The following is a 26,580-nucleotide window of genomic DNA, read 5'->3' on the forward strand; positions in this document are numbered from 1 at the left end:
CAGGAAAGCGGCGGACTTGTCTCCGGATCCGACCTTGCTTCGATTTCCGCTACAAAAGTTGAAAACGGAAAACACATATGGGCGGTTCCGGTAGTCGACGCGACAAAAGCATTCCGAGTACAAAACAATCCGGCCCTCTGCATTTTCTTATGCAGAGGGCCGGATTGTCGTGCGATCGCTTGCCGGCTACCGTTTCTTTCGGTGCTTGTCTGGATTGAAAATCATCAGACCGATCGATACGCCGATCTTATTGGGCAGCCACTCGCCCGAGCCGTTGAACGGGTCGGGATGCTCGGGCTCGTCCCGGCGATGCGGATGCCACTGGACCGTGCCGTCCAGATTGTATCCGTTGTACCAGCTTGCCATGTAAGCCCACCCGAAATAGACGTCCAGCAGCCACCGGTCGGCAAAACGGTACTCGTATCCGCCGCAGACGCCGAACATCAGACCGTAACCCTTGCTGTAGCGATCCTGTAGCCCGAGCTTGCCGCCGGCGAACGTGGGCTTCGACATCTTGAACGCCATCATGCCGACATTCGCCCCGACATACCACCCCGTATTGTGTTGCTTGAAATAGCGGCGGTACTCGTTCATGAAGATTCCGAAAAGCATCGGCTTGTGCGCTCCGTTATGCTCGATGGATTTCCACGGCGAGCAAACGAACTCGGACTGGAAAGTGGAATGGGGACTCAGCCGGAACTCGACGGCCGGATTGATCACCCCGACCAATGCGTACAGCCCGTTGAGCTTTACGTACGTCTGCGCCTCGGACCGCTGTGCGGACAGCAGGATTCCCGCTGCCGCGAGCAGCATCCATTTCAAACCGTATTTCATCATATCTTCGAATATTACGCCCGTTCGGACCGCCGAAGCGTTCCCTGTTGTCCTCGTTCTCGGACAGCGTCGGGCCGGTTAAACTTTTCCTTGACCGTTGTCGTCCGGGGCTTCCTCCTGTCCGTTTCCCGGATTCCCCATCGTGAAGCGCCACGAGCAGGCGCATCCGGGGTCGCTCACCCGAGGGAAACAGCTTACCGGTTCGCATACTATGCGATCGTCGATCGTTTTGGCGAAAAATGCGTATTCGCGGATTCCTACGGACAGACACGGATGCAACGGCATCCCTTTTCGCTTGCGTGCAGACTGTACCCGGCAATCTACCACACGGAATGTCAGGGAATCGCTTTCCCGTATCAGTTCGACCTGCCGGTTGGCGAATGCCGCGAAGCGGAGCGAAAGCGCCCGCTCCAGTCCGTCCAGTCCCGGCCTGTCGGGCAACTGCAGGAATCCTTTGATGCGCCGTGCCTCCGTTTGGGTGAAGGCTTGCCACACCCGCTCGTCGTGCCTCATGGCCCGGTCCATTCCGAGCTCGCGCTCGACGGACTGGAACCACACGCCGTCCAAAGCCAGCATGTTGCGCGCGTACGTTCTCACCAACTCTTCGAGCTGCTCCTTGGACAGCTTCGACAAGACATCCGTTTCCATTTCAGTGCGATGACGAGGCAAAAATAAGGATTTTTAACGGATTCGGTTCGGTCCGTGCGACGGATCGCCCGATATTTTCCCGCTCTGTATCCGCATACGTTCGGACTCAGCCCGTAGTCCGCAAGAGCATGCCCGGCCGGGAAAGGATGCGGGCGTAAAAACGAAAGCCTTTCCGTCATGAAGTCGGAAAGGCTTTCGGCAATCGGTTTTACCCCGAGCTTATTCGTTCCATCGGATCGTCATCAGCAGTCCCCGGTGGTCGCTCGGCCAATGCTCGCCGGCCTGATCGATAATGGGCTCCTGCGTATCGGCAGCCACGCGTTCGCCCCGGACGATCGTTCCGGTAGGACCTACCATTTTGATATCCACCAGACTGAATCGGCTGTCGGGATAGTAGTAAATGTAATCGATCCTGTCGCGTTCGTCCGCTTCGGCGGCCCATGCCAGATCCGATACGGGAATGCCTTCGTTGTTGACCGGCCACGTCAGGCCCGGGTGCGTTGCCGGATCGGGATACATCTGCCGGAAAGCATCGATGAAACCGCTCTCGGTCAGCAGCAGCGAGGTCTGCCAAGGTACGATGCAACCGTTATGCTCGAACATATCTTTCGTAGACTCGACCCAGTCCAGATGCGAGGGCTCGTTCAGGTCGCCTGCCAGAATGACGATAGCCCCTTTATCCAACTCTTTTTTCGCATTTTCGACGAACTCCCGAGCCGATTCCGGACGTCCCGAAAGCGCATTGCGCTCGAGAATCTCGCTTACGTCGGTATTCGGACCGTCGGGTAACTTTTCCCAACCGCTGTTTCCGCCGCCGTCGTTATATCCGCGCGGATAGTAGCATGAATAGTAAACGTAGTTGGAATGAGACGGATAAATAGCGATCCGCTTGCCGTCCACGTTGCATACGCCCTTGAACATCCATGAATTGATCAGCTCCGTTTCCTCGATCGGATATTTCGACAGCAGTCCGCGCGCTCCGCCGCCGCCTTTGCCGAACCCGGTCTCGGCGTAATAGGTCAGCCCCCGCTCCTTCAAGGCTGCCACGAGTTTCTTCATGACCATGTCGTCCCCGTTTTTGTACAGCTCACAGAAAGTCGCGAAGTCGGGTTCGAGAGCGACTATCTGGTCCACGAGCGACTGGAACGCGCTGTAACCGTCCGTCGAGTTGTGCCCGCATTCCTCCCAGATATTGAGCTGGAAAAGCGTCAGTTCCTTACCGGCGGTCTGGCCGGCCTGTACGATAGTGATTTCCGTAGGCGCGAGGTTGTCAGCCGTAAATTTCACCACGGCCGTACGTTCTTGCTCGTCCGTATTGGCCGATATTTGGAACCGCACCGAAGATGTTTCCATTGCCGATTTGTTCTGAACCTGCGCGATCCAGTTTCCTTCCTGAACAATCGAGCATTGATAAGCTACATTGGCCGATACGTTGACCGTAAGCAGCGTATCTCCGGCCTTTACATCATAGCGCCCTTGTTCGGGAACGACTTCTTCGTGCGTGCGCTGAGTGACCGAGATTGTCTTCTGTTCATTGCCGCACGTAACCGTCAGCAAAGCTTCGCGGTCCGTACTGTTGGACGGATTATTGCCTGCCGAAAGCGTCAGCTTGTGCTGCCCGGCGGCGCCGGACGTCTTGCTGACAGAGAGCCACCGCTCTCCTCCGGCGATGTAATCGGTCTTGACTTTCCACTCGCCCGGGGCCTGCAGGTCGACCTCCTCGGTCGCCCCCTGAGAGGGTACGTTCCATTGACTGACGGATAGCTCGAAAGGCAGATTTCCGCCGCTCGCAGAGCCTCCGTCTTTGTCGCATTGGCAAAAAGCCAGCGAACAAACGGCAAACAAGCTGTACAAAATGCTCATTTTCATCATGTTGAATTATATCTGAAATCAAATTAATCGCACAAAGATGCTAATAATTTTACGGATCGGAGATGCTTCCGCAATATTTTCTTAACATTCCGTTGAAAATGCGTACGGCTTTCGAGGCAATCCTGAGCATAAACGTTTCAAAGAAAATATTATTGCCGATGGAACAGGACAAGTCGGGTAATTTCCAGCGAATTTTCGGAAAAAGTTGTTGAATTTTCGGTCGTTCTGCGACGAATCGTTATATTTCTTGCAGATATTGTCTGATCCTGAATTTTGTTTCATCTTTGCATTGCGAGCGCCGGACAGGCCCCGACGGGAAGCGGAACGTATTTCCGGACCGGGCCGTTTCCCGGCTATGACTATTATGAAAAAACTGCCGCTTTACATTACGATTCTGATCGGAATGCTCGTGGGAACCGGACTCGGCTTCTGGGCCGTAACGGGAGGGTGGGAGCATCTGCTCACGGAATGGATCAAGCCTTGGGGAACAATTTTTATCCGGTTGCTGCGACTGGTCGCCGTTCCGTTGGTAGTCGTTTCCCTGATCAGCGGAATCACGAATCTGAGCGATACGAAGCATCTGTCGCGCATGGGGCTCAAGACGCTGGGCATCTATCTGTCGACGACCGTCTTCGCCATTGTCATCGGTCTGGTCGTCGTCAATCTGATCCGTCCCGGAGAAGTATTCCCTCGCGAGAAAACCGCCGAGTTCCGAAGCCGTTACGAACAGTCTGTTTCGGAAAAGGCTACCGCAGCCGAGAACATGCGCGAAGACAGTCCGCTCCAATTTTTCGTGGATATGGTTCCGGAAAACGTCGTCCGTTCGGCCGGCGACAATTCGGCCATGCTTCAGATCGTTCTGCTGTCCATCGCTTTCGGCATAGCCATGGTAGCTGTCGGCAGGGAAAGAGCCGCCCCAGTCAAAAAATTGGTCGAGTCGCTCAACGAAATCATCCTGAAGATCATCGGATACGTGATGAAGCTGGCACCGTTGGGCGTCATGGCGCTGATGGCCGACCTGATCGTCGGTTTCGCCGGCGACTCGGACCTGCTGCTGGCGTTGGGCTATTATGCGCTGACGGTCGTCATCGGACTATGCGTCATCCTGCTCGTCTGTTATCCGCTGATCATCCGTTTTTTTACCGACATTCGGCTCCCGGACTATGTCCGCGCCGTATTGCCGGTCCAAATGCTCGCCTTTACGTCCTGCTCCAGCGCGGCCTGTCTGCCGGTCAATATCGAGCAGATGCGCAGGCTGGGACTCCCGCATAACGTGATCTCGTTCGTGCTGCCGACCGGCGTGACGGTCAACATGAACGGCACGAGCTGTTACCACGCCATCGCCACCGTTTTCGTCGCGCAGGTGATGGGCATCGAGCTTTCGCTCGCTCAGATGCTCTCGATCGTCGTGCTGACGACCGTCTCGTCGATCGGAACGCCGGGCATACCCAGCGGAGGCATGGCCGTGCTGACGCTCGTACTCGTCTCGGTCGGCATACCGGCCGAAGGAATCGCCATGATTATCGCGATGGACCGTCCGCTCGACATGCTGATTACGGCGGTGAACGTCTCGGGCGATGCGATGGCCGCATGCGTCGTCTCGCGGGGCGAACGATCCGAATCCGCCGAAACGGTTATTTCCGCTCACACGAATACAGAACAATCATGACTAACCTTAACGAGCCCAAGCGGCACAGCCGCTCCGTACGCCGTCTCGGCATGATAGCGTCCGGCCTTGCGCTGGCTCTGATCGTCCTGTGGGCCGCACGCGTGCTTGCCCCTGCCCGGATCGCATTCGTACGAACGCTCGGTCTTCCCGACAGCCTGCCCGGTTGCCACGCCCTTGCAGACAGTCTCCGCGAAGGCTTGATGAACTGCCGCAATACCGTTGCTCTCAAGCTGGCGGCGCTTTCCGACCCGGCGCGAATCCCCGTTTCGGAAATACGGCCGTTCGATACGGAGGCTTTGGCTTCCGCGATACACGGCGAACGCATCGGAATCGACGGTTCGTCCGACTGGATGCAAACGCTGAAGAAGTCGCTCCGGCGTGGGTTCGGGAAAACGAACGATTTGACGCTGACGTTTCGGAAGGATGCTCCCGATACGGCTCAATGTACCGTTTTTCTCGGCGAATCGATCATGACGGCCGACCGTTTCCCTCTCGGTCGCTGGCCCGTGTTTTTCGAAGAAATAGGAACCGCCGTATGGACGGCGCTGGACCCGGCCGTTGCGCTTATGGATCATTACGATCCCTGCCCGGCGGACGATTACATGGAGAAAATAAACCGGATGCGTCTGTACGAATCGGCGGACGATGCCGGATTGCTGAACGCTTCCGGCTGTTCCGATCCGCGCTCGGATCTCGTATCGGGTATCGTCTGCGAGAGCTTCGGCTATGCGATTCAGGATACGGCCGCCCTGAGCGCTGCCGCTGTCCGATACCGCCGCCTCGCGGGCTCTGACAGACGGCTCGCCGAAACGCTCGGCAGCCGGATCGACCGGATCGGAACCTATGTCGCCTCTTTAGAGGCGCCCGGCCGCGACGACGCGTTCGTCGAAAGTTTCTTGAACGAGCAGATTCGTTTGCCGGACAGTTGCCGTCAGCTGATACTCGTATACAACGACCGGCCCGACCGGGTTTCCTGCGTTTTCCGCCGTTACGAGAAAAAGAACGGACAATGGCGGGAGACTGCCTATCCGCTTCGCTCGAACGTCGGCCGGGCCGGCATCGCGCCTTACGGCGAGAAACGAGAAGGAGACGGCCGAACGCCCAGCGGAGCCTATCCGATGGGATTCGCGTTCGGATACGAGCGCGATATCGATCTGTCGTGGCCGTTCGTCGTCGTGAGCAAACAGCACTATTGGATCAGCGATCCCGAAGATCCGCTTTACAACCAGATGACGCAACAGACGCCCCGGACCGACAATTTCGAATACCTTCGCCGCGACGACGAGGTATACCGCTATGCCGCCGTGGTCGAATACAACATGCGCCCGATCGAAAAGTACAAGGGAAGCGCGATCTTCTTCCATATCGAGAGCGGCTTCGACCGCGGTACGGCCGGCTGCATCAGCGTCACCCGACGCAAAACCGTCGAGGTGCTGCAATGGTTCGATCCGCAGAAAGTCCCATACATGCTGATCGTTACGAAGCCGCAAGCTCTGCAGAACCCGGGGAGCCGATCTTTCGATTACCACTGAAAATGTGTTTGCAACGAAACGGGACGGGTCGTTACCCCTTCGAGAATCGCGTATTTGAAAACTCAATCGTACCGATTTGATTTTGCTGTCGAATTCTACCTTTCAAAAATAATTTAGGAGATATTTCTATGTCTATTCTATTCTTTGATACTTAGGATATCAAAGCGGAAAGTAATTCAGATAATATATTATCACCCTGCTAATTCCCGCCAAGAGGGATAACAACCCGAATCCGCCTCGTATTTTGCGAGGTGGATTGTTTGTTTATGGTATCAAAACGAATATAAGTGGAACGATAATTTATGCTTTCCCTGCGCCGTATATTGTTACTTGTTGTTCTTCTTAATGTTCCATAACTTGGTCAAAGACTCCGTCGTTATATTGCGGAGGATAACTTTTGTTTAACGAGACAGAAGAATATTTTTTGATTCAGTTCAGCCCTTAATATTTGAATTGTTCAGTCAATCTGCATATGATGATTGAACGTCAATAAGCTCCTTGATCTTTCCCGGAAAAAGTCTTACACTTATCACACCTTCTACATTCTTATCTTCGCCATACTCGAAATTGTGTTTGTTGTACGGGTGCGCAAGAATATCATAGAAAGCTTTTCCTTCAAATGTCAAACCCAATTTGCGGAAACTATCCTTGTTCTATCCTAATCCTGCAAGAATATCAAGTGTCTGTTGTGTCGCATTTTTCATAATCTCATCTCTGCAAAAGCTTCTTCGAGTAACAGCTTCGCGCTGCGGTTGTGATACTTGTCAAGAGCCTTTTTTCAGTAACGCTTCATATTTCTCGGCAGCAATTTTATACTCTTTAATCGATTGCGAAAAAATTTGGCAAGTATCTCCATTTTTTTCAGGTAACTTAAATATGGTCTAATTGCGTAACAAATTCAGGACTGAATAATAAAGCCGTTTATGTCGAAATATTCATTATATCTTCCCCTCTTAAAACCAAGGTGGCACGCATACTATTTCAAAACAAGCATAGAGCAAGGTTCGTTTTAGGTGACAAATTCATCCTTATAGACCTTGTAATAAAAGTAATTAAACCATGAAAAAATAAATCCTTCCTTCATAAGACTTTTTTGGCTTATTTTTGATATGTTTTCTGCAAAAACGGTTACGCTCTGGCATTTTGAATAGAACTCATTATTAACTTAAATTTTGTCAACATGAAAAGAAAAACATTTACGGTAATGATGGTGACTTTACTTTGTTCCTGTATCGCCTTCACCTCTTGTATCGGATCGTTCAAACTGAGCAATAAAGTATTGAGTTGGAACAAACAAGTTTCCAATAGCAAGTTCGTCAATGAAGTCGTCTTCTTTTGTTTCTGGGTAATACCTGTATATGAAGTAACCACAATCGCCGATGTTTTGGTCGTCAACAGCATCGAGTTTTGGAGCGGCGACAATCCTCTGGCAGAAACTGAAACAGAAAAATCCATTCACGGTAAAAAGGGGGAATATTTGGTACGGTACAAACGTAACGGCTATCGCATCGTTAATCGCAACACCAAAACCAGTGTCGATTTAATCTATGACAAAGGTACGAAGACATGGTCCGCAATGGCTAAAAACAAACCCGTAGAGTTTATGACTTTCCTTGACGACAATACGGTCAGGGTATATCTGCCTGGAGGAAAAACCATGAATGTTGAATTATCCGAATCTGGTGTAGCCACATTTAGAGAAGTCATCGAACGTGATTATGCCATGTTGCGTTAAAAACCGATAAGGACAAATTTTTGTAAAGGGGATCATTCAAGTCCCCTTTACAAAGTCTGTTCCGCCTTGTAATCTGCCGGAACCGTATGCAGATCATTCGTAATTGAAACACCCGAACGTTTAAGCGCAGTCGCAAATGAATGTCTTGCAACGTAGGTGGCCAAATTGACACCAATATTTAATTATTTGTTTATCAACTTCAAACACGAATTTACTTTAGTAATTACTTTATGAATACGATTCCGTTGCTGTTGCTCCGTCGTGTGATAAAACGACAAAATCGGAAACAGATAAGGCGATTGGTCTCGACGGTTACGGACAACTATCTCCATTGCTTGAGATAACAAAGGTAATTTTATCATTTTATGCATCTTGCGCCTTATATAGATCAATCTATCTTCCACTATATTTTGCTGGGTAAGATAAGCCATGTCTACGAAATTGATTCCTCCCATATAATAGCTGAAAGCGAACAAATCGACGGCCAGTCGGACATAAGGACGATCGCTGGCATAGTTGATGATCCGAAATATTTCCGCTTTGCCGATAGCACGTTTAGCGGTCGCTCGGTGCAATTTCGACACTTTATAAGACTTGAAAGGGTAGTGTTCCGACTTGGCACCTTTCCCTCAATAGCGACATTATATACAACCGCAACGTGCGAAAACGTCGGCCTATCGTATTCTCGGAAAATCCCTGTCCACGCAACCACGATTCATAACGCTTCAGCCATGCCGTATCAATATCGGAGAAATAGATTCAAGTGGCCGTTGAATTTTAGCAATGAATGATAGCAATGAATGATGGATTTCCTGATGAGATAGGACGTAACCTTCACGATGTTGTTTTTTCAATCGCTGTATTTGCAACAAAAACATATCGCCAACCATCCGACAGGGCGAATAACTGTCGATTTGTTCAACCAACCTTGTTGCAGTAAACTCCCTGTGTTCACTAATCAATTCAATGACGCGCTCCGAATACAGCCTGCTTTTCTCAGCTATGACCTTTTCTTGTTAGGACAGTGTCGTTTGGGCTTATTCTTATCGGAATCCCAATACTGAGGCAAAACAGATATGCCAAGGCTGACATATTTCTTTTTGCCGTTTTTGCACGCCCTAAATCATTAAAGGATGCTCACTATTTGAGAGTGTTTTGGATTTGTAACACAAAACATTAATACACCTGTACCCATTGCGGAGCCTGGTTTAACTCTCGGTTTAACTCTCGGTTTAACTCTCGGTTTAACTCTCGGTTTAACTCTCGGTTTAACTCTCGGTTTAACTCTCGGTTTAACTCTCGGTTTAACTCTGAGTCCCAAACCACCGTACAACCGCTTCGGGAAAGGCACAAAAAAAGGAGTCGCATTTCTGCAACTCCTTGATTTCCAGTGGTGCCACCACGAATCGAACGAGGGACACAAGGATTTTCAGTCCTTTGCTCTACCAACTGAGCTATGGCACCTTTTCCGTTTGACGGTGCAAAGATATACATAAAATTCAATTAAACAATATTCCGAACAAATTTTAGTTCTAGACTAAAAATTATATCTTTGCGTAGTCTATCCAATGATAAAACCCGGACGCAATGAAAATAGCTCTTGCCCAACAAAATTACACGATTGGGGACTTCAAGTCGAACAAGGAAAAAATTGTCCGATGCATCGAGCAGGCCAAGTCCGAATCGGCCGATTTGGTCGTATTCTCAGAACAGGCTATCAGCGGCGCTCCGGCATACGATCTACTGAATAAAGTCACATTTTTGGAACTGTGCGAGGAGACTCTCGAAGAGATCGCGCGCTGTTGCGAAGGCATTTCCGTATTGGTCGGCATGCCCGCGCAGTGCATGAACAAGACGATCAGCGTGGCGGCTTTGATCGAGGATCGGAAAATCAAGCGGTACGTCGGGAAAAAGACGATCGAATCACGCGACGAAATGTGCCATATATCGTCGTCGAAAGGCTGCGAGTACATTAAGATTCGCGGCAAGAAGATCGCCGTCGTCGTGGGGGAGGATATCAAGACCGAGCAGGAATACGGCGAATACGCAGACCTGATCGTCAATTTGGCCCATAGTCCCTATTCGCGCGGAGTCGTTGAGAAACGCTACGATTTTTACCGACAACTGGCTTTCATGACAGGCAAGACCATTCTGTATGTCAATAGCGTCGGCGGACAAACGGATATTGTCTACGACGGCTCTTCGGCGGCTTTCAACAGCCGAGGAGAGGCGATCGCCCTGCTGAAAAGTTTCGAGGAGGACTTTCAGACAGTGGATGTGGACGGCAACGAAACGCCGAAAAAGATACCCGAGCAAAACAAAACCTATAATGTTTATCGGGCGATTAAGCTCGGCCTCGGCGATTTTTTCGCAAAAAGCGGATTCAAAACGGCCTGTCTCGGCCTCTCGGGAGGTATCGATTCGGCCGTTGTTCTTTCGATGGCTGCCGAAACGCTGGGTCCCGAAAACATCCGGGTTCTACTGATGCCTTCTCAATTTTCCTCCGACCATTCGGTGGAAGACGCGCGCGAGCTGGCGGAAAATCTGGGCGTCGAATACCAGATCGTTCCGATCAACGAGACGTTCGCCGCGCTTACGGCAACGCTCGGTCCGGTCTTCGGCGAACTGCCTTTCAACGTAGCCGAGGAAAATATGCAGGCGCGCATCCGGGGCATGATGATGATGGCCATATCGAACAAGTTCGGCAACGTTCTGCTCGCCACCTCCAACAAGAGCGAGATAGCGGTCGGCTACGGCACGCTTTACGGCGATACGGTCGGCGCGCTGAGCATCATAGGAGACCTGTATAAAAGCGAGGTATACGATTTGGCCCGCTATATCAATCGTCAACGCGAGATCATCCCGCTGAACACGATCATGAAAGCGCCGTCCGCCGAGTTGCGGCTCGAGCAGAAAGATTCCGACTCGTTGCCGCCCTACGATGTGCTCGACGCCATACTGTACCGAATGATCGAAGAGGGCCAGAGCCGGGAAGAAATCATCAACGCGGGCTTCGACGAGGACGAAGTGTACAAAGTATACAATCTGGTCGTCAAAAGCGAGTTCAAACGATACCAAAGCTGTCCCACGTTACGGCTGTCGACCCGTCCGATGAGAACGGGACGCACCATGCCGCTGACTAACAAATACGGATGCTAGACGGTTTATATCAAAGAGCGAGTCGACCGTGAGCGGAGTCATTACACACAGGGGAGTCGTAACGGAGATTTTCCCCGATGCCATACTAGTCACCATTCGCAGCGAGAGCGCCTGCGGCGGTTGCCGTGTTCGGAAACAATGCGCCATGGGTGAGAGCGAAGATAAAACGCTGGCTATTCCTTCGGCACAAGCTTCCTATTTCGAAAAAGGGGAAACGGTCGAGGTCGTCACCGAGCAAGCCATGGGTATCAAAGCAGTCGTATGGGCTTATGTGCTTCCTTTTCTGTCGGTCATGACCGCCTTGCTCGTTCTGCTGCAAGCCGGAGCAGGGGAATTGGTTTCGGGATTGACGTCGCTGGGGATATTGGCGTTGTATTATTGCGTGCTTTACCTGCTCCGACACCGTCTCGAAAAGGAAATTACGTTTAAAGTCAGAAAAACATCATGAGTGAAGTGCTGTTATTCACTGTCTTGACGCTATGTATCGTCGGAGTTCTCGCGGCGGTCGTGCTCTATTTCGTCGCACAGAAATTCAAGGTCTACGAAGATCCTCGTATCGATGCCGTCGAAAGCATGCTGCCCGGAGCCAATTGCGGCGGATGCGGATATCCGGGTTGCCGGGGATTGGCCGACGCGCTGGTAGGCAGCGACGATCTGTCGTCGCTGTATTGTACGGCCGGAGGCGCCGAGACGATGAGGAAGATCGCCGAATATCTGGGGAAAGTCGCCCCGGAAAAAGAACCGGCAGTCGCGGTCGTTCGTTGCAACGGCAATTGCGAAAAGCGTCCCCGGACCAATATATACGACGGAGCCGCCTCCTGCGCGATCGAGGCGACCCTGTACGGCGGGGAAACGGGATGCTCGTACGGCTGCCTCGGAGGAGGCGATTGCGTGTCGGCCTGCGCTTTTGGAGCCTTGTCGATCGACCTGCGAAGCGGGTTGCCCGTTGTGAACGAAGCGCTTTGCACTGCCTGCGGCGCGTGCGTCAAGGCTTGTCCCAAAGGAATTATCGAGCTTCGCAAGAAAGGAATGAAAGGCCGCAGGGTCTACGTCGGGTGCGTAAACAAGGACAAAGGCGCCATAGCGCGGAAAGCCTGCGCCTCTGCCTGCATCGGATGCGGCAAATGTCAGAAAACATGTTCTTTCGATGCGATTACATTACAGAACAATTTAGCATATATCGATGCGGACAAATGTCGCTTATGCCGTAAATGCGTGGAAGAATGTCCGACCGGAGCGATCCTTCAGGTCAACTTTCCGGCCCGGCCCGCTCCAAGCGGAACGGAAATAAAGGCAAGCACATCTGCTCCATCAGTTTAGACTGCAAACCGAAATTTAACGAAATACAGTATGTTGAAGGGATTCAGCAAAGGTGGTGTTCATCCTCCCGGATTCAAGATAAGCCGAGCGGAGGCCATCGTTGAGTTACCGCCGCCTACGGTCGCCGTCATTCCGCTATCGCAACATATCGGAGCTCCGGCCGTACCGTGCGTAGCCAAGGGGGATCGTGTCGTGACGGGGCAGTTGATCGCTGCGGCCGACGGATTCGTATCGGCCAACGTCCACTCGTCGGTTTCGGGCACCGTGACAGCCGTCGGGGAAGTTCCCGATGCGGGCGGAGTCCGCCGGCCGGCTATTACGATCGCCGTCGAAGGAGACCAGTGGCTCGACATCATCGACCGAAGCGAATCTTTAGTTAAAGAATGTCATCTGACTCGCGACGAGATCATAACGCGCATTAAAAATGCAGGGATCGTCGGCATGGGGGGAGCCACTTTCCCCACGCATGTCAAGCTCTCGGTCCCCGTAGGGAAAAAAGCCGAATTTCTGATCGTCAACGGAGTGGAATGCGAACCGTTCCTGACGGCGGACCATCGCGTCATGCTGGAGAGGGGAGCCGAAATGCTCGTCGGAACCGACATTCTGTCCCGGGCTCTCGGAGTCGACAAGGCTTACATAGGCATAGAGAACAACAAGCCCGACGCGATCGAGCATCTGCGACAACTGAGCGCCGGTTATCCGGATATCGAAGTCGTCCCGCTGCGAGTACGTTATCCGCAGGGGGGAGAAAAACAACTGATCGAGGCCGTACTGGGCCGCGAAGTACCTTCAGGAGGCCTGCCGATCGACGTGGGGGCCGTCGTGCAAAATGCGGGTACGACCTTGGCCGTATACGAGGCAGTGCAGAAGAACAAGCCGCTGATCGAACGCGTCGTGACCGTTACCGGCCGGGCAATGTCCCGTACGGCGAACCTGAAGGTCAGGATCGGCACGCCGATCTCGTCGCTGATCGAATACGGCGGAGGAATGCCCGAGGACACCGGCAAGATCGTGAACGGAGGCCCGATGATGGGCCGGGCCGTAGCCAATCCGGAAGCTCCCGTCACCAAAGGAACGTCCGGTATTCTGCTGATCCGTCGTAAGGGCTCCGTGAGAAAAACGCCGCAAAGTTGCATCAAGTGTGCCAAATGCGTCGGCATATGCCCCATGGGACTCGAACCTTACTTGATGTACGGGTTCGCCCGCCGGTTACGCTACGAGGAGCTCGAAGCGGCCCATGTCACGGATTGCATAGAGTGCGGTTGCTGTTCGTACACCTGTCCTGCCTACCTGCCGCTGCTGGACTATATCCGGCTGGGCAAGTCGGAAGTGGCCAAAATTCTTCGGGCGCGAAAAGCCCGATAGGTTAGGAGACCGGCAAAAACGGATTGCGCAAACAAGAAGAACCAAGCATATATTCATGGAGAAAAAACTAATCGTATCCCCGTCGCCTCATATACACGGAGCCATGACGACCCGCCGGCTGATGAAGGACGTGGTGATCGCGCTGATTCCTGCGCTGATCGTCGCTACGATCGTCTACGGGACGAGCGCCCTGATCGTGACGGGAGTGTCGGTGGCAGCCTGCGTAGCGTTCGAGTATCTGATCCAACGCTTCATGCTGAAAGGTCCCGTCACCATCGGCGACTACTCGGCCGTCGTGACGGGCCTGTTGCTCGGATTCAACCTGCCCAACTCGCTTCCTATCTGGATCGTGCTGATCGGCGCTTTGGTAGCCGTCGGAGTAGGAAAAATGTCATTCGGGGGGTTGGGAAGAAATCCGTTCAATCCGGCGCTCGTGGGACGGGTTTTCCTGCTGATCTCGTTTCCCGCTCAAATGACCAGTTATGTGACTCCGTCCGGAGTCGACTCGCTGTCCGGAGCTTCGATTCCGGTAGAGATCAGCGCCGAGATGAGCGTCGATGCCGTATCGGGACCGACGCTGCTCGGCTATGTAAAAGAAGCGCTTGCCGGCGGTCAGACGACGGCCGATCTGACGGACCGTCTGAATTCTTACGGAGACATGCTGCTGGGCTTCCGCAGCGGGTCGCTGGGCGAAATAGCGGCTTTGGCATTGCTGCTCGGCGGCATCTACTTGCTTTGCCGCCGGGTCATCACCTGGCATATCCCGGTAGCCGTGCTCGGATCGATGACCGTTTTCTCCGGCATTCTATGGGTTGCCGATCCTCTGCACTACATGAATCCGCTCTTCCATCTGCTGACGGGAGGCGCTTTGCTCGGCGCCCTGTTCATGGCCACCGATTACGTAACCTCGCCGATGACGTCGCGGGGCATGCTGATCTACGGAGCGGGGATCGGGATCATCACGATTCTGATCCGCGTATGGGGCGCCTATCCGGAAGGCATGTCTTTCGCTATTCTGATTATGAACGCCGTCGTGCCGCTGATCAACAAGTATGTCAAGCCGAAGCGCTTCGGAGCCGCTGCGGTCCGGTAACATTCAAAGAATACGAATATGGAGAGTTCGTTGAAAAATATGGTTCTTACGCTGCTGGCCATCACCTTCGTTTCGGCGGCGGCCGTGGGAACGATCTACGAGATCACCCAAGAGCCCATCGCCGCAGCCAAGAGCGCGAAGATCGGCAGTGCGGTCGCGCTGGTCGTGCCGCCGTTCGACAACAATCCGGACGAGACGAAAACGATCGACTCGCTGGACGGCAAGACCGTTACGGTCTATACGGCCCTGTCGGGACAGGACACGGTCGGATATGCGATCGAGACATTTTCCAACAGCGGATTCGGCGGTGAAATCCGCCTGATGGTAGGATTCCTTCCCGACGGTACGATTCACCGGGTCGAAACGCTGTCCCACAACGAGACGCCCGGACTCGGCGACAAGATCGACCGCAGCAAGTCGGACTTCTCGGTCCAGTTCGAGGGGAAGAATCCCCGAACGTTCCGGCTGGCCGTCCGAAAGGACGGAGGCGATGTAGACGCTATCACGGCCTCTACGATCTCATCGCGGGCATATGCCGACGCGCTGACGCGCGCCTATCATGTTTTCGAGTCGATACATCAAACGGGAACGAGCCATGAGTAAACTGCAAATTCTGATCAAGGGTCTGATTCGGGAAAATCCGACTTTCGTGCTGCTGCTCGGCATGTGCCCGACGCTCGGCACGACCACTTCGGCCCTGAACGGCATGGGCATGGGAGCGGCCACGCTGTTCGTCCTGACGTTGTCGAACATCGTCATATCGATGATCAAAAACGTCGTCCCGGACAAGGTACGCATTCCGGCTTTCATCGTCGTGATCGCATCGTTCGTCACGGTGGTCCAGCTCTGTATGGAGGCTTACATGCCCGACCTGTACAAGACATTGGGCGTTTACATCCCTCTGATCGTTGTCAACTGCATCATTCTGGGGCGCGCCGAAGCGTTCGCCTCGAAAAACGGAGTGCTCGACTCGGCATTGGACGGTTTGGGCATCGGCCTGGGTTTCACGCTGTCGCTGACGCTCCTCGGAGCCGTCCGAGAACTGCTGGGAGCCGGAGCGATTTTCGGCCATAAACTCATCGCGGGCGACGGCATGCTGGTCTTCATTCTGGCTCCCGGAGCGTTCATCGCGCTGGCCTACCTGATGACGATCTTCAACAAACTGACGGCTAAACACAAACAAGGATAGTCATGGAATATTTCGTCATAATCATAGCCTCCATTTTCGTCAATAACGTCGTCCTGTCGCAGTTTTTGGGCATCTGCCCGTTCTTGGGCGTGTCGAGCAGGGTAAGTACCTCCGTGGGCATGGGGGCGGCCGTCACGTTCGTCATGGCCATTTCGTCGGTAGTGGCCTATCTGATCCAATATTACGTGCTCGTACCGCTGCATATCGAGTACATGCAGACGATTATTTTCATTCTGGTGATCGCCGCGCTGGTACAGATGGTCGAAATCGTCCTCAAGAAGCTCAGTCCCGCGCTCTATCAGGCTCTGGGCATTTTCCTGCCGCTGATCACGACCAACTGCGCCGTATTGGGCATCGCTATCCTGCTCGTCCAAAAAGAGTACGATCTGGGCGAATCGGTCGTCTTCGCGACGGCCACGGCGATCGGATTCTCGCTGGCTCTGGTGCTGTTCGCCGGTTTGCGCGAGCGGCTCGAGATGGAAGATATTCCCGCCGCGATGAAAGGGATGCCGATCGCCTTGCTCACCGCAGGCATACTGGCTATGGCGTTCATGGGATTTTCCGGCTTGGTCAGATAGCGCTTCGATTCAGGGAACGGATATTGTTACGGGCACAAAAGCGAATCGCTTCCTGTGCCCGTAACATTTTGCGTCGAATTTGCGTTATCTTTAAAGTGTAGATTGCGTCCGATGGGGAAACTCGCTCCGATCATATTGGCTATCCTGCTGTTTTGCCCGCACGCCCGGGCGAACAGCGGGACGGATATGCCTGCGGCAGCCGACACCGTCGCCGACGAAAAGAAAAGGAGCGGATTGTCCCGGCTGATACAAAACACGATTTCGGCTCCTAAACGCGACCGACAGGCCGAGCTGGAAGCCGCCCGGAAAGATATGGAGTATTTCAGTCGGTACGACGGGAAAACGATCGGGCAAGTCGTCATCGTCCGCAACAACGTCTTCGACCGCGATACCGAGCGATGGGGCGAGCGGAAAGTCAACGCCATCCACAGGCTTACCCGCGAAAGCCAGATACGCAAGGACCTGTTCATCCGGCCGGGAGATGTCTTCGACGCAGCCACGATCATACGGAACCGGCGACTGATTCGCTCGCGGGACTACATATCGGACGTGAGTATCGAAGCCGTTCCGGCCGATGCGGACACCTCGACGGTCGATCTGATCGTCACCACGCGCGACAAATGGACGATCAGCCTCGACGCCGAGGTCAGCAGTAACGGCAACTCGTTCGTGAAACTGTACGACGACAACATACTGGGCTGGGGACACATGTTCGCAATAAGCACCTATATCAACTACAAGAACGGCCATTACGGAGGAAACGTATTCGAGTACGAGAATCCGAATATCATGGGAACCTTTTTCAGCGGCCGCCTGATCGCCGGGCACGGTTTCGACCATACGGACTACGGAGCCGAGATAAAAAAGGAATTCATCCGGCCGACCGACTACGGAGCCGGAGCCTCCTTCTACTACCAAAAAGAGCCTATCGGCATCTATCCGCTCGACAGCACCGTGCAGAGTCGGGACAGGGAGTGGAACCTATGGTTCGGCAAATCCCGCTATATCAGGGGGCTGAACAGCAGCTTTTTTTTTACGGGCCGCTACAACGACCTGCGGTTTACCCAGCGACCGGATGTCGCCGACACGCTGAACCCGTACTTTCACAACAAGCGGTCGGTTCTGCTGAGCGTCGGACTGTACCGCGAGCGATTCCGTACGTCCAATCTGATCTACGGCTACGGCGTCAACGAGGATATCGCCTACGGATTCCGGTTCACGCTGACCGGCGGCCACACATGGGGCGAATTCGGAAACCGGTGGTACGTCGGGGGAGATTTCAGCGCGGGTTACTTCACCTCGTTCGGCTACATGCGCTGGAGCATCGAATTGGGCAGCTACATCAACACGCGGGACGGGAAGTTCTACCGCACGGCCTTGGTCTCCAATATCAACTATTTCTCCAATTTGCTGGGAACAGGGCGCTACAAGGTCCGGCAGTTCCTGAATTTCAATTACACCCGAGGCTGGAACCGGCTCGACGGGTTCCGCGAGAGCATCGGCTTCGTCGACGAGGCGCGCCTGCGCGGACTGAGAGAGGATGTCTACGGCTGTCATCGCCTGGTCGGAACCTCGGAAACCGTCGTTTTCACGCCGTGGAAGATTCACGAATTCCGTTTCGCGATGTACGGATTCGCCGATTTGGGCCTGATCGGCAACGACATGAATCTGTTCGGCAACCGTTTTTTCTCGACAATAGGGGTAGGCGTGCGGATCAAGAACGAAAATCTCGTATTCGGCACGATCAATATCCGGTTGGGCATAGCCCTCAGCGGAGACGGGTTCAGGAAGGCCGACTATTTCCATATCAGCAGCGAGCAGCGTAAAGATCCGCTCCGTTACATCCCCGAGCAAGCCGCCCCTGTCGACTACCGATAGGGAATCCGGTATCCGACCGACGATCGCACGGCTCGGCTTCCCTTCGGAAATCAGAGCAACGGCCATTGCCCTCCCGGGAAGGGAGCGCCGAAATACGCCGATGCCGGCTCTTTCTCAGGATAGCAGAATCAAACTGAGGGCCATCACGGCCATGCCGCTCAACAAGCCGTAAATCGCTATATGAGGCTGGCCGTACTCCCGCGCGGCAGGCAGCAGCTCGTCCAGCGAAATGAAGACCATGATGCCGGCGACGGCGGCGAACACGCAGTTCAGCAGCACGGGAGACATGAAAGGCATCAGCACGAGGTAGGCTGCCAACGCGCCGACCGGCTCGGATATTCCCGACAGAAACGAGTACCAGAACGCCTTCTTGCGGCTGCCGGTCGCATAATAGACGGGGACAGAGACGGCGATCCCTTCCGGAATGTTGTGAATCGCTATGGCGGCGGCGATAGCGAGACCTATCTCGGTCGAATCGACCGAAGCCATAAATGTGGCTATTCCCTCCGGAAAATTGTGAATGCCCACGACCAGCGCCGTCAGCAATCCCGTGCGCATCATTCTGTGCCGGGGCGGCGCGGGAGCGTCCATATTTTCCACGCTCTTGAACTCATGCGGGTTCTCGGCCGAAGGGACGATCCGGTCGATCAGGGCCGACAGCAACATACCTCCGAAAAAAGCGAGCGCACAGACCGACATGCCTCCGCGCACGCCCAGTATCTCCTCCAGCGAGATCTGGGCACCGTGCAGTATTTCGACGAACGACACGTAGATCATCACCCCGGCCGATACGCCGAGCGAGAAGGAAAGGAATTTCCGGTTCGTATGGTTCGCGAAAAACGCGATCGCACTGCCGATACCCGTAGCCAGACCGGCCCCGAGCGTCAGCAGGAACGCGTATAGCACAGGCGCTTCCATCGCGCTTTAGTTCGTCTTGAAAGGCCGGCTGACCTGCGAAAGCTCCTCATTGGCGCGCTCGATCTTCCGGGCGAGGTCCTGTTTGAAGGCGATCAGTTTGCGCATCAGAGCCTCGTCTCCGGCAGCCAGAATCTGAACGGCCAGAATCGCGGCGTTACGCGCCCCGTCCAGCGCCATGGTCGCCACGGGAATACCCGAGGGCATCTGCAAAATCGACAGGATGCTGTCCCAGCCGTCGATCGAGTTGGACGACTTGATCGGCACGCCGATTACGGGAACCGGCGTATGGGCGGCTATCACGCCGGGCAGGTGGGCCGCTCCGCCGGCTCCGGCGATAATCGCCCGGATACCTCTCCGGTGAGCGTTCTTGGCGAAATCGGCGACCATTTCGGGCACCCGGTGCGCCGACAAGGCGTTGATCTCGTAGGGAATCTCCATTTCGTCGAGAAAAGCGGCGGCAGCCTCCATGACTTTCATGTCGGAAGTGCTGCCCATGATGATACTGACTTTCGGTGTCATTGCGTTATGGCGTTTGATTATTCTGCGATTCGTATTACTTTTGCGCAAAGATAAGGAAGAAACCCGCGAATACCGCAACGGGACGGCGCAAATTTTCAGACGATCTTCCCATTAATCCGTTCGCCCATGAAAACGATCCGGCTTCACGACAAAAATTTCAGGCTCGCCATACCCAACGGGCGTATCTGCGATGCGATCGGCCGGGTCGCCGACCGTATCAATAAGGATTATGCCGGACGAGAGACGCCGCTTTTCGTCGGCGTACTCAACGGTTCGTTCATGTTCATGGCCGAGCTGATGCAACGCATCACGCTGGACTGCGAAGCGTCTTTCGTCAAAATCGCCTCGTACAGCGGCACCGCTTCGACCGGGAAAGTACATGAATTGATCGGGCTGAGCACCGATATTCGCGGACGGCACGTCGTCATCGTCGAGGACATCGTCGATACGGGCGCCAGCATCGAGCACACGGTGAACCTGCTCAAGGCGAAGGCTCCCGCGAGCATCGCCGTCGCCACGCTGCTGTTCAAGCCGGAAGTGTACCGCAAGGAGATCGGGATCGATTACTGTGCGCTGAAAGTTTCCAACCGCTTCCTGGTCGGGTTCGGGCTCGACTACGATCAGTTGGGACGCAATCTGAAAGATATTTACGAGGCAACCGATGAATAACGATCCGTTTTGCGGGGGCAGGAAACTGCCGCTCGTCGAAGATTTCTATACGATACAAGGCGAAGGCTTCCACGCCGGCAAGCCGGCTTATTTCATCCGTTTGGGCGGATGCGACGTGGGATGCCGCTGGTGCGACGCCAAAATGACGTGGAATCCCCGGCTCTACCCGCCGGTCGAAGTCGATTCGATCGTCGAGAGGGCCTGCAGCTATCCGGCGCAGGCCATCGTCATTACGGGAGGGGAGCCCTCGCTCTATCCGCTGGACTATCTGACGGAGCGGCTGACGGAACGGGGTCTCGAAATATTCCTCGAAACCTCGGGTGCGCACGAACTGACAGGCCGTTTCGACTGGATCTGCCTCTCTCCCAAAAGACAGCAGCCCCCCGTAGACAGTATTTATCCGAGAGCCGACGAACTGAAAGTGATCGTCGAAAGCGAGGAAGACTTCCGATGGGCCGAGACCAACGCCGCCCGGGTAGCCGCCGGGTGCAGACTGTACCTGCAACCCGAATGGAGCCGTTACGACCGGATCGTCGGGCCGGTCGTCGAATACGCCAAGGCGAATCCCCGATGGAACATCTCCGTACAGGCCCACAAATTCATGCGGATTCCTTGACAGCCGATCGCCTGCTGCGCCGCATATCGAGGAAATAATCCGCCAGCGAGGCCGTCAGCGCCAGCGAAGGCAGAAAGACGGGCATCGTGTAACGCCACGCCGTATTGGGCGAAGCCAGAGCAGAAGCTCCCAGATAGACCACGACGAAAGCCGCCAGCATCAACAGGAGCTGCCTCCTTTTCCGGTCCGCTCTTCCGAGCGATTTCCATGCTATCGCCAAACAAGCCAGACTAAGGCCCAGCGCGCTCCAATAAACGTAGTGCATCGCCCTGCGTACCGGATTCAGCGCTGCGAAAACCCGATGAGCGTGTTCGTAGCGTTCGGCCGTCAGCCCGTAGTAGTCGCGGTACATCGGCTCGTTCTCCAGTGCGAAACGTTCCTCGGTAATATCCATCGGCCGGAACAGACTGGCGACCGACGGCCAAAGGAAACGCTCGACATATAACATGGGGTAACGTCGGATCAACTCGCGAGCGTATTCGCCGTACAGCACGCCCAAGGCGACCCATGCGTTCGCATAGGGTCGTCCGGTCGTTTTCACCACATGAAACAGGAAATACTTGTAAGGCAACTTGTTATCCCACATGCAAAATGTTTCGAGCATATTCCGCTCGCTGAACACCGAGTCGGGACAAGTCCGCATGAACGCATGCAGCGTCTGCAAATCCTGCGACGCGAAACTTTCCGGCGTGAGCTCCCGATTGGCTTCCGGAATCAGCACCGAAGCATTGTTGAGCAGCTGCCACCCGCTGAATGCCGAGAAGGTGTCGACGCCGGTCTGCTGCATGTATGTGCGCTTGGCCGACATATAAAGCAATCCGAAGACCAGCACCGGAAGGGCCATGTACCCCACGCGGGTCCGGACCGAGCCGGACGGCATGGACCAGACGGCCAAAAGCGTGATCGGCAGATAGAACATGCCGGCATAACGCACCTCGTAGAGCACTGCAAAAACGGACAGATGCCATATCAGCCACATCGGATTCCGGCTGCAGGCGACCCAAAGAGCCGTCGTAACGAAAAGGACCGTCAGCGTATGAAACAGGCTGTCGCTCATCAGAAAGTTGGTGCAGAACAGCAGCCGGGGCGCCGCGACGGCGAAAAGGCAAAAGATTCCGAATATCCGCCGGTCGCGTATTTCCAGCAGGTATTTGGCCGAAAACAGCAGCCACAGCGTCGAAAGCGCGTGGATCGCATAGGAAAAGACAAAAACGAAAGTCAGGCTCGGAGAGATTCCGTGCAGCAGGCCGAGATACTGCGAATAGCCCATCGGACGGTAGACATTGAACGTACCGCTCGCGGCCGAGTTCACGTAGGACCCCGAGTCGGGAAAAACGAAAGGGGCGGGATAGAGCAGATGCAGAGCAACCCCCAGCGCGAGCAGAACAGCGGCCCATATGCCGAGCTCGACGCGCTGCGGCTTTTTCTTCATAAAATCGATGAATGCCCGGAAAGTCTTGGTTTCTCCGGTCCGAATCCGTCTTGTCATGTATTCCGATTTTTCAATTGACGCTCAAAGGCTGCCCGCTCGTTGTGCGAGATCGTGTCGAGAATCACCCCGCACAGGAAAACCATTACGGAGATGCCGAAAAGCCCGCTGGCCAAAACGGCCGACGGCACCTTGTACACGAAATGGAAGCGGACGTATTCGATCACTACCGGCACGCCGACCGCGATCGCGAACAGCGCCAGCAACAGCGCCGCCCACGAGAAAAAGGCCAGCGGCCGATAATGACGGTACATGTTGAAAATGCACAACAGCACTTTCGCTCCGTCGCGGAACGTGCTGAGCTTCGAGAAGCTCCCTTCGGGGCGCTCGGTAAAATCGATCGGCACCTCGACGATCCGCATGTGATGGCTCAGCGCGAAAATGGTCATCTCGGTTTCCAGCTGAAACCCGCCGCTCAAGGCTGGGAAATTTTTCACGAAGCGGCGGCTGAACGCCCGGTAGCCGGTCATGATGTCGGAGAGCGAGGTCCCGAAGAAGCGGTTTACGGCGGACCGGACCAGATTGTTCCCCAGCGAATGGAAATTCCGGCGGTTCTCCCGCTCGTACGAACCGTTCGACAGCCGGTCGCCGATCACCATGTCCGCCCGGCCGTCGAGCACGGGCTGCAAAACCCGCATCAGTGCCTCGGCCGGATACGTATCGTCTCCGTCCACCATGACATAGGCGTCGGCATCGATGTCGCGAAACATGCTGCGGACGACGTTACCTTTGCCTTGGGCGGGTTCGGCGACGACGCGGGCTCCGGCCCCGAGCGCCTCGCGGGTCGTCCCGTCCGTCGAATTGTTGTCGTAGACGTAAATTTCCATTTCCGGCAGACAACGGCGGAAATCGGACACGACCTTGGCTACGGTCGCCTCCTCGTTGTAACAGGGAATCAGCAGGCAGATTTTTTTCATTCGGATATCGGTTTACGGGTATCGGAACCCTCAGACCGCCTTCCCGCCCCGCCGGTCAGCGAATAGCGGACCATCAGGTAGTTGATCGGAACGGCAACCGGCCAGACGAGCAGGGGAGCCACGTATTCCGAGACTCCGAGCCGGACATACAGATTGAGCAGACCGACGCTCAACAGATAATTGACCGCATGAGCTCCGCAGAAACGAAGCCCGCGACCGGCGGAAAGTCCGGTTCGGAACGTAAACCGGCTCGAGGCGACGAAATTGAACGCGAGGCTCAGCGCGACGCCTGCGGTAAAGGCCAGATTATAATTCACGCTCAGGGCCGTCAGCGCATAATAGGTTCCGAAATGAACAACCGTAGCCGTGCCTCCGACCAGCACATGCCGGACGATCGCGTATTTTCCTATCCATGTTCCGATCGTCATCGGTCGAGCGTCACTTGAGCAAATAGATCGTTTCATCCTCGCGTTTCATCAGATAGTGTTCCCGCGCGTACTGCTCCAGAAACCAGTCGTCCTTGAGGTTCTCCAGAATCGTGCTGTCCTCGGTGATCTTATTCTGATAATAGTCCTTTTGCGCCTCCAGCTCGTTGATCTTCTGCTTGAGACGCCATGCCTCGATCAGGTTGTTCTTGTCGAATACCGTTATCACCAGTATGAACACGGCGATCGTAATCAGCCACAGGCGCCTGTCCTTGAAGAATTTTCCGAGAATCATCCGAGTCAGCGGTTTTTACAAAAATAGCGTTTATGCGACAAAAGCCTATTTCCAGAACCTGTAAAAATGATGAACGGGACCGTGCCCGCACCCGGTCCGATACTCGCGCCCGGCCATGATCGCCCCATGCACATAGTCCTCCGCACGACGGACGGCCTCCGGCAACTCGTGCCCCTGCGCGAGAAACGACGCGACGGCCGAGGAGAGCGTACAGCCCGTGCCGTGCGTGTTCGGCGTGTCGATCCGCTCGTAGCGGTAACGCTGTTCGACGCCGTCCGCCGTGTACAGGTATTCGGTCAGTTCGGCTCCTTGCAAATGCCCGGCCTTGAGCAGCACTCCGCGCGCGCCCTTCTCCACGAGCCGGCCGGCAGCACGAGGGAAGTCGTCTTCGGAGCGAATTTTCAGTCCGGTCAGATACTCAGCTTCCGGAATATTCGGCGTTACGAGAGCCGCCAGCGGGAAAATATGGCGCAATATCGCCTCGACGGCCGACTCGGCGACCAAGCGATCTCCCGACGTAGCGATCATCACGGGATCCATCACGACATGCCAGACCCCGTACTTCCGGATCAGGCGGGCCGTCTCGGCGATTATCTCCTCCGAGGGAAGCATCCCCAGTTTCACCGCATCGACCCCTATGTCTTCCAGCACGGCATCGATCTGTCCTGCGACTACGTCTGCCGGAACGGCATACACTCCGCGTACGCCCTGCGTATTCTGAACCGTCACGGCCGTTATGGCGGTCATGCCGTAGCAGCCGCAGGCCGCGATCGTTTTCAGATCGGCCTGAATGCCGGCTCCGCCTCCGCTGTCCGAGCCGGCGACCGAAAGTACCCTTTTGAATCGTTCCATAGCGCGAATGTACGAATTTGCGGTCGTTTTCAGAAATGGCGGAATCCCTGCCAACGCGGACGGATCGCGCGGCCGTTCTCTTTCCACCGGATACCGCTACCTTCGATTATCCGGCCGATCTCGTAAAGCGGAGTCCCGAACCTCTGCGCGTACCGCTCGATCAGCGCGTCCGCTTCATCGGGATCGGTCGTCAACAGCAAACGGTAGTCCTCTCCGCCCGTTACGGCCAGTTCGACCGTCGTACGGGTCGGTATGCGCTCGACGGAAATCTCCGCTCCGGCCCCCGAAGCCTTCAGTATATGTCCCAGATCCGAAGCCAACCCGTCGGAAAGGTCCATCATCGCTCGGACGGCCCGCTGCTTTCCGAGCCAAACGCCTTCGCGCACGTACGGTTTCGGGTCGAGATGAGCCGCGACGAACTCCGTCCCGGGCCTGCCTTCCCGAAGATCGGCCAGCCCCTGAGCCGAATCGCCCAGCGTACCCGTGACGAAAATCCGGTCTCCGGGACGAGCCGAAGCGCGGCGTTTGATCTCGCTGTCGGGCACGCGCCCGACAGCCGTCACGCTAATCGCGAGCTGCCCCGGCGAAGCGGTCGTGTCTCCTCCGAGCAACGGAACGAAAAACTCGGACGACAGGCTGCGATAGCCGTCCAAAAACCGCTCGACCCATTCGACCGCCGTGTCCGGAGGCAAGGCGATCGAAAGAAAAGAAGCCGCCGGAGCGGCCCCCATGGCCGCTATATCGCTCAGATTTACGGCAAGGGATTTGCGTCCCAAACGATAGGGATCGGTCGTGCACAGGCGGAAATGCACCTCTTCGATCAGCATGTCGGTCGTCACGACCAGCGACGTGCCGTCGCCGCAGGGCATCACCGCGCAGTCGTCCCCGATACCCTCGTACCCGGCGGCGGAAACAGAAGCGAATTTTTCCCGGATCAGGCCGATCAGGCCGAATTCGCCCAATTCGTTCAGTTGCATGGGCCCGTATTTTCAAATGGTTAATTTATCG

The 26,580-nt window shown here is 55.0% G+C and carries 27 protein-coding genes and 1 tRNA gene; 14 read left to right on the forward strand and 14 right to left on the reverse strand.

What is annotated here, in order from left to right; all coding sequences use genetic code 11:
• Positions 1-186: 186 nt before the first annotated feature.
• The 3 genes from NQ491_RS01395 to NQ491_RS01405 all read right to left on the reverse strand — a co-directional run bounded on the left by NQ491_RS01395 (position 187) and on the right by NQ491_RS01405 (position 3,345).
• On the reverse strand, positions 187-837 hold the full coding sequence (locus NQ491_RS01395) for a DUF3575 domain-containing protein (RefSeq protein ID WP_019245143.1): 651 nt from the start codon (positions 835-837) through the stop codon (positions 187-189).
• A gap of 75 nt (positions 838-912) precedes the next feature.
• Positions 913-1,482, reverse strand: coding sequence for a DUF6125 family protein (locus NQ491_RS01400; RefSeq protein WP_019245142.1), 570 nt, complete (start codon positions 1,480-1,482; stop codon positions 913-915).
• A 219-nt stretch (positions 1,483-1,701) separates the two neighbouring features.
• Positions 1,702-3,345, reverse strand: coding sequence for a BACON domain-containing protein (locus NQ491_RS01405; RefSeq protein WP_187119356.1), 1,644 nt, complete (start codon positions 3,343-3,345; stop codon positions 1,702-1,704).
• 373 nt (positions 3,346-3,718) lie between these two features.
• Here NQ491_RS01405 and NQ491_RS01410 point away from each other — a divergent pair, with 373 nt between their 5' ends.
• From NQ491_RS01410 to NQ491_RS01420, 3 genes are all read left to right on the forward strand, one after another.
• Entirely contained in the window at positions 3,719-5,023 is a 1,305-nt protein-coding gene (locus NQ491_RS01410; RefSeq protein WP_019245139.1) for a dicarboxylate/amino acid:cation symporter, read from the forward strand.
• Positions 5,020-6,555 (forward strand): L,D-transpeptidase family protein, encoded by a 1,536-nt coding sequence (locus NQ491_RS01415; protein ID WP_019245138.1) that lies wholly within the window; start codon positions 5,020-5,022, stop codon positions 6,553-6,555. Before NQ491_RS01410 ends, NQ491_RS01415 begins: the two co-directional genes overlap by 4 nt.
• A 1,180-nt stretch (positions 6,556-7,735) precedes the next feature.
• The gene (locus NQ491_RS01420; RefSeq protein WP_026089529.1) at positions 7,736-8,290 is read left to right on the forward strand and encodes a DUF3332 domain-containing protein; all 555 of its coding nucleotides are present in this window, start codon (positions 7,736-7,738) and stop codon (positions 8,288-8,290) included.
• Between the two features lie 585 nt (positions 8,291-8,875).
• Here the strand turns inward: NQ491_RS01420 and NQ491_RS01425 are convergent.
• From NQ491_RS01425 to NQ491_RS01430, 3 genes are all read right to left on the reverse strand, one after another.
• The gene (locus tag NQ491_RS01425) at positions 8,876-8,998 is read right to left on the reverse strand and encodes a hypothetical protein (RefSeq protein ID WP_232423182.1); all 123 of its coding nucleotides are present in this window, start codon (positions 8,996-8,998) and stop codon (positions 8,876-8,878) included.
• Positions 8,999-9,290: 292 nt separating this feature from the next.
• Positions 9,291-9,359 carry a hypothetical protein gene (locus NQ491_RS11275; RefSeq protein WP_232423184.1) on the reverse strand — a complete coding sequence of 23 codons (69 nt, stop codon included), beginning with the start codon at positions 9,357-9,359 and terminating at the stop codon, positions 9,291-9,293.
• Between the two features lie 322 nt (positions 9,360-9,681).
• Positions 9,682-9,754 (reverse strand) — tRNA-Phe (locus NQ491_RS01430).
• A gap of 123 nt (positions 9,755-9,877) precedes the next feature.
• Here NQ491_RS01430 and NQ491_RS01435 point away from each other — a divergent pair.
• The 9 genes from NQ491_RS01435 to NQ491_RS01475 all read left to right on the forward strand — a co-directional run bounded on the left by NQ491_RS01435 (position 9,878) and on the right by NQ491_RS01475 (position 18,872).
• Positions 9,878-11,449, forward strand: coding sequence for an NAD+ synthase (locus NQ491_RS01435; RefSeq protein ID WP_019245134.1), 1,572 nt, complete (start codon positions 9,878-9,880; stop codon positions 11,447-11,449).
• Between the two features lie 28 nt (positions 11,450-11,477).
• The gene (locus NQ491_RS01440; protein WP_074431105.1) at positions 11,478-11,897 is read left to right on the forward strand and encodes a SoxR reducing system RseC family protein; all 420 of its coding nucleotides are present in this window, start codon (positions 11,478-11,480) and stop codon (positions 11,895-11,897) included.
• Complete coding sequence (locus NQ491_RS01445) at positions 11,894-12,769, forward strand: Fe-S cluster domain-containing protein (RefSeq protein WP_034282617.1); 876 nt, start codon at positions 11,894-11,896, stop codon at positions 12,767-12,769. Before NQ491_RS01440 ends, NQ491_RS01445 begins: the two co-directional genes overlap by 4 nt.
• A gap of 30 nt (positions 12,770-12,799) precedes the next feature.
• Positions 12,800-14,134: an electron transport complex subunit RsxC gene (rsxC, locus tag NQ491_RS01450; protein WP_019245131.1), complete on the forward strand. Its 1,335-nt coding sequence runs from the start codon at positions 12,800-12,802 to the stop codon at positions 14,132-14,134.
• A gap of 55 nt (positions 14,135-14,189) precedes the next feature.
• Positions 14,190-15,227, forward strand: coding sequence for an RnfABCDGE type electron transport complex subunit D (locus NQ491_RS01455; protein ID WP_026089528.1), 1,038 nt, complete (start codon positions 14,190-14,192; stop codon positions 15,225-15,227).
• Between the two features lie 39 nt (positions 15,228-15,266).
• The gene (locus NQ491_RS01460; protein ID WP_232423181.1) at positions 15,267-15,830 is read left to right on the forward strand and encodes an RnfABCDGE type electron transport complex subunit G; all 564 of its coding nucleotides are present in this window, start codon (positions 15,267-15,269) and stop codon (positions 15,828-15,830) included.
• Positions 15,823-16,416, forward strand: a complete 594-nt coding sequence (locus NQ491_RS01465; protein ID WP_019245128.1) for an RnfABCDGE type electron transport complex subunit E — start codon at positions 15,823-15,825, stop codon at positions 16,414-16,416. Before NQ491_RS01460 ends, NQ491_RS01465 begins: the two co-directional genes overlap by 8 nt.
• 2 nt (positions 16,417-16,418) lie before the next feature.
• Complete coding sequence (gene rsxA / locus NQ491_RS01470; RefSeq protein WP_019245127.1) at positions 16,419-16,994, forward strand: electron transport complex subunit RsxA; 576 nt, start codon at positions 16,419-16,421, stop codon at positions 16,992-16,994.
• Positions 16,995-17,105: 111 nt separating this feature from the next.
• Positions 17,106-18,872, forward strand: a complete 1,767-nt coding sequence (locus tag NQ491_RS01475; protein ID WP_019245126.1) for a BamA/TamA family outer membrane protein — start codon at positions 17,106-17,108, stop codon at positions 18,870-18,872.
• A 114-nt stretch (positions 18,873-18,986) separates the two neighbouring features.
• Here the strand turns inward: NQ491_RS01475 and zupT are convergent, their stop codons facing one another.
• Together zupT and purE are read right to left on the reverse strand one after the other, a co-directional pair.
• Positions 18,987-19,790 (reverse strand): zinc transporter ZupT, encoded by an 804-nt coding sequence (zupT, locus tag NQ491_RS01480; protein ID WP_019245125.1) that lies wholly within the window; start codon positions 19,788-19,790, stop codon positions 18,987-18,989.
• A gap of 6 nt (positions 19,791-19,796) precedes the next feature.
• Entirely contained in the window at positions 19,797-20,309 is a 513-nt protein-coding gene (gene purE, locus NQ491_RS01485; RefSeq protein ID WP_026089527.1) for a 5-(carboxyamino)imidazole ribonucleotide mutase, read from the reverse strand.
• Positions 20,310-20,435: 126 nt separating this feature from the next.
• Between purE and hpt the strand changes: the two genes are divergently transcribed.
• Complete coding sequence (hpt, locus tag NQ491_RS01490) at positions 20,436-20,978, forward strand: hypoxanthine phosphoribosyltransferase (protein ID WP_019245123.1); 543 nt, start codon at positions 20,436-20,438, stop codon at positions 20,976-20,978.
• On the forward strand, positions 20,971-21,594 hold the full coding sequence (locus NQ491_RS01495; RefSeq protein WP_019245122.1) for a 7-carboxy-7-deazaguanine synthase QueE: 624 nt from the start codon (positions 20,971-20,973) through the stop codon (positions 21,592-21,594). Before hpt ends, NQ491_RS01495 begins: the two co-directional genes overlap by 8 nt.
• Here the strand turns inward: NQ491_RS01495 and NQ491_RS01500 are convergent.
• From NQ491_RS01500 to thiL, 6 genes are read right to left on the reverse strand one after another with little or no spacing between them, the layout of a single operon-like run.
• Positions 21,578-23,083 carry a hypothetical protein gene (locus NQ491_RS01500; protein WP_019245121.1) on the reverse strand — a complete coding sequence of 502 codons (1,506 nt, stop codon included), beginning with the start codon at positions 23,081-23,083 and terminating at the stop codon, positions 21,578-21,580. The genes NQ491_RS01495 and NQ491_RS01500 overlap by 17 nt on opposite strands.
• A complete protein-coding gene (locus NQ491_RS01505) occupies positions 23,080-24,000 on the reverse strand; it encodes a glycosyltransferase family 2 protein (protein WP_019245120.1) in 921 nt (306 codons plus the stop codon). Before NQ491_RS01505 ends, NQ491_RS01500 begins: the two co-directional genes overlap by 4 nt.
• The gene (locus NQ491_RS01510; RefSeq protein WP_019245119.1) at positions 23,997-24,428 is read right to left on the reverse strand and encodes a GtrA family protein; all 432 of its coding nucleotides are present in this window, start codon (positions 24,426-24,428) and stop codon (positions 23,997-23,999) included. The genes NQ491_RS01505 and NQ491_RS01510 overlap by 4 nt, the downstream gene beginning before the upstream one ends.
• Before the next feature lie 10 nt (positions 24,429-24,438).
• Complete coding sequence (locus NQ491_RS01515; protein WP_019245118.1) at positions 24,439-24,720, reverse strand: FtsB family cell division protein; 282 nt, start codon at positions 24,718-24,720, stop codon at positions 24,439-24,441.
• A gap of 45 nt (positions 24,721-24,765) precedes the next feature.
• A complete protein-coding gene (gene thiD / locus NQ491_RS01520) occupies positions 24,766-25,572 on the reverse strand; it encodes a bifunctional hydroxymethylpyrimidine kinase/phosphomethylpyrimidine kinase (protein WP_019245117.1) in 807 nt (268 codons plus the stop codon).
• A 29-nt stretch (positions 25,573-25,601) separates the two neighbouring features.
• The gene (gene thiL, locus NQ491_RS01525) at positions 25,602-26,549 is read right to left on the reverse strand and encodes a thiamine-phosphate kinase (protein ID WP_019245116.1); all 948 of its coding nucleotides are present in this window, start codon (positions 26,547-26,549) and stop codon (positions 25,602-25,604) included.
• Positions 26,550-26,580: the final 31 nt, after the last annotated feature.

The organism is Alistipes ihumii AP11, from assembly GCF_025144665.1.
GTDB classification, from domain to species: Bacteria; Bacteroidota; Bacteroidia; order Bacteroidales; family Rikenellaceae; genus Alistipes_A; species Alistipes_A ihumii.

Coding starts and splice junctions, on each gene's coding strand:
- NQ491_RS01400 (WP_019245142.1), bottom strand. CDS start 1,482: ATGGAAACGGATGTCTTGTCGAAGCTGTCCAAGGAGCAGCTCGAAGAG.
- thiL (WP_019245116.1), bottom strand. CDS start 26,549: ATGCAACTGAACGAATTGGGCGAATTCGGCCTGATCGGCCTGATCCGG.
- NQ491_RS01395 (WP_019245143.1), bottom strand. CDS start 837: ATGATGAAATACGGTTTGAAATGGATGCTGCTCGCGGCAGCGGGAATC.
- NQ491_RS01410 (WP_019245139.1), top strand. CDS start 3,719: ATGAAAAAACTGCCGCTTTACATTACGATTCTGATCGGAATGCTCGTG.
- thiD (WP_019245117.1), bottom strand. CDS start 25,572: ATGGAACGATTCAAAAGGGTACTTTCGGTCGCCGGCTCGGACAGCGGA.
- NQ491_RS01405 (WP_187119356.1), bottom strand. CDS start 3,345: ATGAGCATTTTGTACAGCTTGTTTGCCGTTTGTTCGCTGGCTTTTTGC.
- NQ491_RS01515 (WP_019245118.1), bottom strand. CDS start 24,720: ATGATTCTCGGAAAATTCTTCAAGGACAGGCGCCTGTGGCTGATTACG.
- purE (WP_026089527.1), bottom strand. CDS start 20,309: ATGACACCGAAAGTCAGTATCATCATGGGCAGCACTTCCGACATGAAA.
- NQ491_RS01465 (WP_019245128.1), top strand. CDS start 15,823: ATGAGTAAACTGCAAATTCTGATCAAGGGTCTGATTCGGGAAAATCCG.
- NQ491_RS01420 (WP_026089529.1), top strand. CDS start 7,736: ATGAAAAGAAAAACATTTACGGTAATGATGGTGACTTTACTTTGTTCC.
- NQ491_RS01415 (WP_019245138.1), top strand. CDS start 5,020: ATGACTAACCTTAACGAGCCCAAGCGGCACAGCCGCTCCGTACGCCGT.
- rsxC (WP_019245131.1), top strand. CDS start 12,800: ATGTTGAAGGGATTCAGCAAAGGTGGTGTTCATCCTCCCGGATTCAAG.
- rsxA (WP_019245127.1), top strand. CDS start 16,419: ATGGAATATTTCGTCATAATCATAGCCTCCATTTTCGTCAATAACGTC.
- NQ491_RS01460 (WP_232423181.1), top strand. CDS start 15,267: ATGGTTCTTACGCTGCTGGCCATCACCTTCGTTTCGGCGGCGGCCGTG.
- NQ491_RS01455 (WP_026089528.1), top strand. CDS start 14,190: ATGGAGAAAAAACTAATCGTATCCCCGTCGCCTCATATACACGGAGCC.
- NQ491_RS01495 (WP_019245122.1), top strand. CDS start 20,971: ATGAATAACGATCCGTTTTGCGGGGGCAGGAAACTGCCGCTCGTCGAA.
- NQ491_RS01435 (WP_019245134.1), top strand. CDS start 9,878: ATGAAAATAGCTCTTGCCCAACAAAATTACACGATTGGGGACTTCAAG.
- hpt (WP_019245123.1), top strand. CDS start 20,436: ATGAAAACGATCCGGCTTCACGACAAAAATTTCAGGCTCGCCATACCC.
- NQ491_RS01475 (WP_019245126.1), top strand. CDS start 17,106: ATGGGGAAACTCGCTCCGATCATATTGGCTATCCTGCTGTTTTGCCCG.
- NQ491_RS01505 (WP_019245120.1), bottom strand. CDS start 24,000: ATGAAAAAAATCTGCCTGCTGATTCCCTGTTACAACGAGGAGGCGACC.
- NQ491_RS01500 (WP_019245121.1), bottom strand. CDS start 23,083: ATGACAAGACGGATTCGGACCGGAGAAACCAAGACTTTCCGGGCATTC.
- zupT (WP_019245125.1), bottom strand. CDS start 19,790: ATGGAAGCGCCTGTGCTATACGCGTTCCTGCTGACGCTCGGGGCCGGT.
- NQ491_RS01445 (WP_034282617.1), top strand. CDS start 11,894: ATGAGTGAAGTGCTGTTATTCACTGTCTTGACGCTATGTATCGTCGGA.
- NQ491_RS01510 (WP_019245119.1), bottom strand. CDS start 24,428: ATGACGATCGGAACATGGATAGGAAAATACGCGATCGTCCGGCATGTG.